Genomic DNA, 7,555 nt, shown 5'->3' with positions numbered 1-7,555 from the left:
CCGCAAGCGAATTGATCGCGTGCACCGCAACTCCGTATCGCTTCGAGCCAGAGGACCGCCTGCCCGGCGACAACGCTCTCCCCGACCCGCGCATCACTCCCCCACCTCCTGGACCACGGCAAGGACCGCGCCCTGGTTGACCTGGTCGCCAACCGCGACATCGAGCTCCACAAGCGTCCCGTCCGCAGGCGAATTGATCGCGTGCTGCATTTTCATCGCTTCGAGCCAGAGGATCGTCTGCCCGGCGACGACGCTCTCCCCGACCTGCGCTCCGAGCTTGACGACCGACCCCGGCATGGGCGCGACAAGCGACCCTTCCGCGACCTGGTCCGCAGGGTCGACGAACCGGGGCAGCAGGCGCAGCGACACCGAGCCGAGCGAGGAGTCCACGTCGAACGCCGCATTGTCGCGGGACACCACGAAGCGACGGCGCACCCCGGCGGCTTCGAACACCACCTCGGCTTCGCTGGCGGAGACGAGCGAGACATCCGGGTGTTCGAGCGAGGCGAACACGCCGCGCTCGAACCGGTACGTCGCGACCAGCTCCTCGCCGTGCGCGGTCTCGAACACCTTGCGCGCCTCGGCGGACGGGACGTTGCGCCATCCGCTCGGCAGGGCCGCGAGGAGCGGGTCCGCAGCCTGGTTGGCTTTGGCGTCCGCGACTGCGGCGGCGAGCGCCGAAAGGACGCGGGCCGCGTCGCCCGCGACCGGCGCGGCGAGCCGGTCGAGGCCGATCCGGTCGAGATAGGCGGTGTCGGTGCGGCCTGCCCGGAACTCCGGCTCGGCGAGGATGTTCACCAAGAGGTCCCGGTTGGTCACAACGCCGTGCACTCGTGCGCGGCGCAGCGCCCCGCCCAGCGCCCGGGCCGCCTCTTCCCTGGTGGGGGCGTACGCGATGACCTTGGCGAGCATCGCGTCGTAATACGGGCTCACCTCCGAGCCGGACTCGAAGCCGGAGTCGAGTCGCAAACCGCCGTTCGGCGGAGAGGCCAGCCCGCCGGCGGTTGAGGCATGAGCACCGCCGAACACGGCGCCGTCGATCTCGAACGCGCGCAAACGTCCGGTCTGCGGCCGCCAATCGGCCGAGGGGTCCTCGGCGTACAGGCGGACCTCGATCGCGTGGCCGCGCGAAGCCGGCGGCTCGGGGTCGAGCCGACCGCCGTCCGCGACGCGCAGTTGCAGCTCGACCAGGTCGAGCCCGGTCGTCGCCTCGGTGACCGGGTGCTCGACCTGCAGGCGCGTGTTCATCTCCAAAAAGCGCACGTCGCCCGCGTCCGACACGAGGAACTCGACCGTCCCGGCCCCTTCGTAGTCGATGGCCTTCGCCGCCGCGCGGGCCGCATCGAAGAGCCTGGCCCGCAAGTCCGGGCCGATCCGTTCGACCAACGGGGCCGGGGCCTCCTCCACCACCTTCTGATGTCGGCGCTGGATCGAGCACTCCCGTTCGCCGACGGCCCACACCGTGCCGTGCTTGTCGGCCATGACCTGGACCTCGATGTGGTGCGCGGTCTCCAAATAGGGCTCGCAGAACACCTCGCCCGAGCCGAACGCGGACAGCGCCTCCGCCGAGGCCGCTTCGACTGCTGCGGCGAGCCCGCCCGGCTCGCGCACGATCCGCATGCCGCGCCCGCCGCCGCCCGCGCTGGCCTTGACCAGCACCGGGAAGTCGCTCGCGGACACCTTGGCCGGGTCGAGGTTCGTGAAGACCGGCACGCCTGCCTCGGCCATGAGCTCTTTCGCCCGGACCTTCGAGCCCATCAGCTCGACGGCCTTCGGCTGCGGCCCGATCCACACGAGGCCCGCGTCCAGCACCGCTTGCGCGAAGCCCGCGTTCTCGGAGAGGAAGCCGTATCCGGGATGGATCGCGTCCGCCCCCGCGGCCTTCGCCGCCGCGATCACCAGATCGCCGCGCAGATACGTCTCGGCGGGCGTGTTGCCGGGCAGGCGCACGGCGGCGTCCGCCTCACGAACGTGCGGGCTCGCCGCGTCCGCGTCCGCGAACACCGCCACAGTGGCGAGGCCCAATCGGCGACAGGTGTGGAAGACGCGGCGGGCGATCTCGCCCCGGTTCGCGACCAATACAGACGTAATTTCCCTGTTCATATCTTGAGACACCGTCACATCCTGAAGATTCCGTAGCCACGGGCGCCCTCGACCGGGGCTCCGTGGATAGCTGACAAGCACAGGCCCAGCACCGTTCGTGTGTCGCGGGGGTCGATGACGCCGTCGTCGAAGAGCCGCCCGGACAAGAAGAGCGGCAGGGACTCGGCCTCGATCTGCGACTCGATGGCGGTGCGCATCGCCTCGTCGAAGGCTTCGTCCACCACCTGGCCCCGCGCCTCGGCCGCCGCGCGGGAGACGATCGACACCACGCCCGCGAGCTGCGCGCCGCCCATGACCGCGCATTTCGCGCTCGGCCAGGCGAAGAGGAAACGCGGGTCGAACGCCCGCCCGCACATGCCGTAGTGCCCGGCGCCATAGGAAGCGCCCATGAGCAGGGAGATGTGCGGGACCTTCGAGTTCGAGACGGCGTTGATCATCATCGAGCCGTGCTTGACGATGCCGCGCTGCTCGTACTCCTTGCCGACCATGTAGCCGGTGGTGTTGTGCAGAAACAGGAGCGGGGTGTCGAATTGGTTCGCGAGCTGGATGAACTGCGTCGCCTTCTGCGACTCGGCGGAGAACAGCACGCCCCGCGCGTTGGCCAGGATCCCGACCGGGTAGCCGAAGACCCGGGCCCAGCCGGTCACCAGGCTGGAGCCGAAGTCGGGCTTGAACTCGTCGAAGTCGGAGTCGTCCGCGAACCGGGCGATCACCTCGCGCGGGTCGAACGGGATCTTGAGGTCCGAGGGCACGACCCCGAGCAGCTCTTCCGCGTCGTAGCGCGGCGCGGCGGGCGCGGCCTGCGGCAGCGGCCCTTGCTTGCGCCAATTCAGCCGCGCCACGATGCGCCGCCCGATGCGCAGCGCGTCGAGCTCGTCCTGCGCGTAGTAGTCGGCGAGGCCGGAGATTTGCGCGTGCATCTGGGCGCCGCCGAGCTCCTCCTCGCCCGATTCCTCACCGGTCGCCATCTTCACCAGCGGCGGCCCGCCGAGGAAGACTTTCGAGCGCTCTTTGATCATCACGACGTGGTCGCTCATCCCCGGCACGTACGCGCCGCCCGCGGTGGAGTTGCCGAAGACGAGCGAGATCGTCGGGATCCGTTCGGCGGACAGGCGCGTGATGTCGCGGAACATGCGCCCGCCGGGGATGAAGACTTCCTTCTGGCTCGGCAAGTCGGCCCCGCCCGACTCGACCATGGAGATGAGCGGCATCCGGTTCTGCGCGGCGATCTCGTACGCGCGGAAGCCCTTGCGCACCGTCCACGCGTTCGTGGTGCCGCCGCGCACGGTCGGGTCGTTGCCGCCGATGACGCACTCCACGCCCTCGACCCGGCCGATCCCGAAGACGTAGGAGGCCCCGATCGGGTTGTCGGTGCCCCATGCCGCGTACGGGCAGAGCTCGAGGAACGGGGTGTCCGGGTCGAGGATCGACTCGATGCGCTCGCGGATCGTGAGCTTGCCGCGCTTGCGGTGCCGGGCTATTTTGTCCTCGCCGCCCGCGACGAGGGCCTTGGCCTGCTCTGCGGAGAGCTCGGCGAGCTTCTCCAGCATCGCCTCGGCGGACTCTTTGTACGCCGGGGCGGCGGTGTCCAGCGCGGAGCGCAACAGTGTCATCTGGTCGCACTCCTCGTGCCTCGTCGTGCTCCTGTCATGCGGTGTATCCCAATCTTCTCGCTGCCAACGTCGTCAGAATCTCCGTCGTGCCCCCGCCGATGCCGAGGATGCGCATGTCCCGGTACTGGCGCTCGACCTCGCTCTCCGCCATGTAGCCGAGCCCGCCGAACAGCTGGACCGCTTGGTTCGCGACCCATTCGCCCGCCTCCACGGCGGTGTTCTTGGCGAAGCAGACCTGGGCGACGAGGTCCTTGTTCCCGGCCAGCTCCTGCTCGACGACGTGCCGGGTGTAGACCCTGGCGACATCGATCCGCCGCGCCATCTCGGCCAGGGTGTTCTGCACGCCTTGGCGGCTGATGAGCGGCCTGCCGAAGGTGTGCCGGTCGCGGCACCACTGCGCGGTGATGTCCAGGCAGCGCTGCGCCGACGCGTACGCCTGGCCCGCGAGGTTCACCCGCTCCGAGACGAACGCGCCCGCGATCTGCGCGAAGCCGGTGTTCTCCGCGCCGACCAGGTTCTCGGCGGGCACCCGGACGTCGACGTAGGACAGCTCGGCGGTGTCCGAGCAGCGCCAGCCGAGCTTGTCGAGCTTGCGGCTGACCGTGAACCCCGGCGTCTGTTTGTCCACGACGAGGAGCGAGACGCCGCCCGCCCCCTCGCCGCCGGTGCGCACGGCGGTCACCACGTAGTCGGCGCGGACCCCGGAGGTGATGTAGGTCTTCGCGCCGTTGACGACGTAATGGTCCCCGTCCCGGCGCGCGGAGGTGGTCAGGTGGCCGACGTCCGAGCCGCCGCCCGGCTCGGTGATGGCGAGCGAGCCGATCAGCTCGCCCGCGAGCGTGGGGCGCACGTACCGCTCGATGAGCCGCTCGTCCCCGGAGGCGACGATGTGCGGGACCGCGATGCCGCAGGTGAAGAGGGAGGCGAAGAGCCCGCCAGGCGCCCCGGCCTCGTGCAGCGCCTCGCAGGCGATGAGCGCGTCCGCGCTGCTCCCGCCCTCGCCGCCCGCCGACTCGGGGAAAGAAAGGCCCAGCAGGCCCAGCGCCCCGGCCTTGCGGTGCAGCTCCCTCGGCAGCTCGCCCGCCCGCTCCCACGCCTCGGCGTTCGGCAGGACCTCGCGCTCGGCGAAGGCGCGCACCGTCTCGCGCAGCGCGAGGCGCTCGGGGCTTGTCCATATGCTCACAGCAGCTCCTCCGGACCGAGCAGCGATTCTGGGATGGCCAGCTCGCGCGAGCGCAGCCATTCGCCGAGGCCCTTCGCCTGCGGGTCGAACCGGGCCTGCTCCGCGACGCCGCGCCCGAGGATCTCCTCGATGACGAAGTTGATCGCGCGCAGGTTCGGGAGCACATGCCTGCGGACGACGAGGCCCGCAGCCTCGGGCAGCAGCTCCTTGAGCTTCTCGACGGTCAGCTCGCCGACGAGCCACGAGAACTGCTCGGGGGTCCTCGCCCAGACCCCGATGTTCGCGGAGCCGCCCTTGTCGCCGCTGCGCGCCCCCGCGATCGCGCCGAGCGCGCGGCGGCGCGTCGCGCCCGTGGCCGCATGGGCGGGCACGGCGGGCTCGGGGACTTCCGCGAGCTCCTGCGCCTGTGGCGCCGGCGGGACCGGGACCACCGAGCCGTCCGGCAGGACCGCCTCGTGCGGGACCTCCGACTGGGGCACGAACCCTGCCGTGAACACCCCGTACGGGGAGCCCGCGCCGGGCGGGGTGGTGAGCGAGAAGCCGGGGTAGCTCGCCAGCGCCAGCTCAACGGCGGCGCTGGAGAACTGCCTGCCGACCTTGTCCGGGTCGAAGTCGCGCACGACGCATTGCAGCAGGGCGCTGGCCTGCTGCTGGGTCGGGGCGTCGGGGCGGTCGACGCGGGCGAGGTCCCAGACCACCTCGGCGGGGCGCTTGGCGAGGAGCGGCTCGAGCTGGCTGCGCGCCAGCTCGGCCTTCTCCTCGATGTCGAGGCCGGTGAGGATGAAGGTCATCTCGTTGCGGAAGCCGCCGATGGTGTTGAGCGAGACCTTGAGCTTCTCGGGGGGCGGCTCCCCCTTCGTCCCCGAGACCCGGACCCGGTCGGGGCCGTCCTTGGCGAGCTGCACCGTGTCGAGCCGGGTGGTGACGTCGGGGCCCGCGTAGCGCGCGCCTTGGATCTCGTAGAGCAGTTGCGCGGTCACCGTCCCAACGGTCACCGCGCCGCCGGTCCCGGCGTGCTTGGTGATGACGCTCGTGCCGTCGGCGGCGATCTCCGCGATGGGGAAGCCCGCGTGGCCGAGGTCCGCGATCTCCTTGAAGAAGGCGTAGTTGCCGCCGGTGACCTGGGTCCCGCATTCGACGAGGTGGCCCGCGACCACCGCGCCCGCGAGCCGGTCGTAGTCGGTCCGAGCCCAGCCGAAGCGCCACGCGGCGGGGCCGACCACGAGGGAGGCGTCGGTGATCCGGCCGGTCACCACGACGTCCGCCCCCGCCGCGAGGCCCTCCACGATCCCGAACGCGCCGAGATAGGCGTTCGCGGCGGCGGGCGAGCCAAAGCCGAGCTCGCCCGACCTCCCCACGAGGTCGTCGCCCCGCACATGCGCGATCTTCGCGTCGAGGCCGAGCCTGCCCGCCAGCTCGCCGAGCTTGTCCGCGAGCCCTTTCGGATTCAAGCCGCCCGCGTTGACGACGACCTTCACCCCGCGCTCCAGCGCCAGCCCGAGGCCCTCCTCCATCTGCCGGAGGAACGTCTTCGCATAGCCGAGGCCCGGGTCTTTGAGCCGGTCGCGGCCGAGGATGAGCATGGTCAGCTCGGCCAGGTAGTCGCCGGTGAGCACGTCCAGCTCCCCGCCGGTCAGCATCTCGCGCACGGCGGCGAACCGGTCGCCGTAGAAGCCGGAGGCGTTGCCGATCCGCACAATGCCGCCGCTCATGCTGCTCTCCTCGATCCGGGCGGTCCCGCGAAAGCTTGGGCGACGGCGAGCCACTGGGCCGCGTCCGCGCCCTCCGCGACCACGTCGAGCGCGCCTGGCGCGCGGCGTTGGCAGACCAGGTAGCAGAAGTCGAGCGCGGAGCCGGAGACCCGTTGCCCGGCCCCCTCGGGCCCCCATGCCCACACGCCTCCGTCCGGCGCGGCGAGCTCGACCCGGAACTCCTCCGACGGAGGGGTCAGGCCGTTGACCGCGAAGGCGAAGTTCCGCGCGCGCACGCCGATGTGCGCGACATGCTTGATCCTGCTCGTCGCGGGCCACGGCGCGCCGACCGCGTCGGCGACGTCCAGTCCGTGCGCCCATGTCTCCATGAGCCGCGCAGTGGCCATCGAGGCCGGGCTCATCGGCGGGCCGAACCATTGCAGCTTCGCCTTCTCCGGGACCACGAGGAGCTGTTGGGCGAGGGCTTCGCGCCCGCGCCGCCAGGATTCGAGGAGCTCGCCGTGGGGCCGCGCCGCGTATTCGGCGGCGCCGTCGTCCACCAGCGTGGCCGCCCGGTCCGCCTTCTCCATGGCCGTCCGGGCGAACCCCTCCGGGTCCGTGACGCTCAACAGCGCGATGTCGTCGGTCCACGCCAGATGGCCGATCTGGTGCGCGACAGTCCACCCCTCGGACGGCGTCGGGGCATGCCAGCCCTCGGGCGCGAGGTCCGAGACCAGGCCGTCGACGGCCTCGCCCTCGGCGACGAGATCGGCAACAATCCCAGCGAGTTCCGCCACGGCACCTCCATAGGCTGTCGGGTTGGGCTCCGCGCATGTTAACGAGGAGTCACTTGCCAGGCTAACAGAGAATCACTTATTGCCCCGTGACGGGGCTGTCATTTCAAAAAATATCCAGTTCACAGCAATCTTTGAGCGAACATCAATGTAGGTCACATCGCTCCCGAA

The 7,555-nt window shown here is 70.8% G+C and carries 5 protein-coding genes; all 5 read right to left on the bottom strand.

Going from position 1 to position 7,555, the window contains the following annotated elements:
• Window positions 1–93: 93 nt before the first annotated feature.
• From ACRC20_RS05090 to ACRC20_RS05070, 5 genes are read right to left on the bottom strand one after another with little or no spacing between them, the layout of a single operon-like run.
• Window positions 94–2,103, bottom strand: coding sequence for an ATP-binding protein (locus tag ACRC20_RS05090; protein ID WP_438685264.1), 2,010 nt, complete (start codon window positions 2,101–2,103; stop codon window positions 94–96).
• Window positions 2,104–2,117: 14 nt separating this feature from the next.
• Window positions 2,118–3,716 carry an acyl-CoA carboxylase subunit beta gene (locus ACRC20_RS05085; RefSeq protein WP_438685257.1) on the bottom strand — a complete coding sequence of 533 codons (1,599 nt, stop codon included), beginning with the start codon at window positions 3,714–3,716 and terminating at the stop codon, window positions 2,118–2,120.
• 34 nt (window positions 3,717–3,750) lie between these two features.
• The gene (locus ACRC20_RS05080; protein ID WP_438685256.1) at window positions 3,751–4,899 is read right to left on the bottom strand and encodes an acyl-CoA dehydrogenase family protein; all 1,149 of its coding nucleotides are present in this window, start codon (window positions 4,897–4,899) and stop codon (window positions 3,751–3,753) included.
• Window positions 4,896–6,611, bottom strand: coding sequence for an acyclic terpene utilization AtuA family protein (locus ACRC20_RS05075; protein WP_438685255.1), 1,716 nt, complete (start codon window positions 6,609–6,611; stop codon window positions 4,896–4,898). The genes ACRC20_RS05080 and ACRC20_RS05075 overlap by 4 nt, the downstream gene beginning before the upstream one ends.
• Entirely contained in the window at window positions 6,608–7,387 is a 780-nt protein-coding gene (locus tag ACRC20_RS05070; RefSeq protein ID WP_438685254.1) for a TIGR03084 family metal-binding protein, read from the bottom strand. The genes ACRC20_RS05075 and ACRC20_RS05070 overlap by 4 nt, the downstream gene beginning before the upstream one ends.
• Window positions 7,388–7,555: the final 168 nt, after the last annotated feature.

The sequence above is a fragment of the Segniliparus sp. genome, from assembly GCF_051660745.1.
Lineage (GTDB): Bacteria > Actinomycetota > Actinomycetes > Mycobacteriales > Mycobacteriaceae > Segniliparus.
The sequence above is the reverse complement of the archived record's forward strand: the minus strand, read 5'-3'. Positions and strand labels throughout refer to the sequence as shown.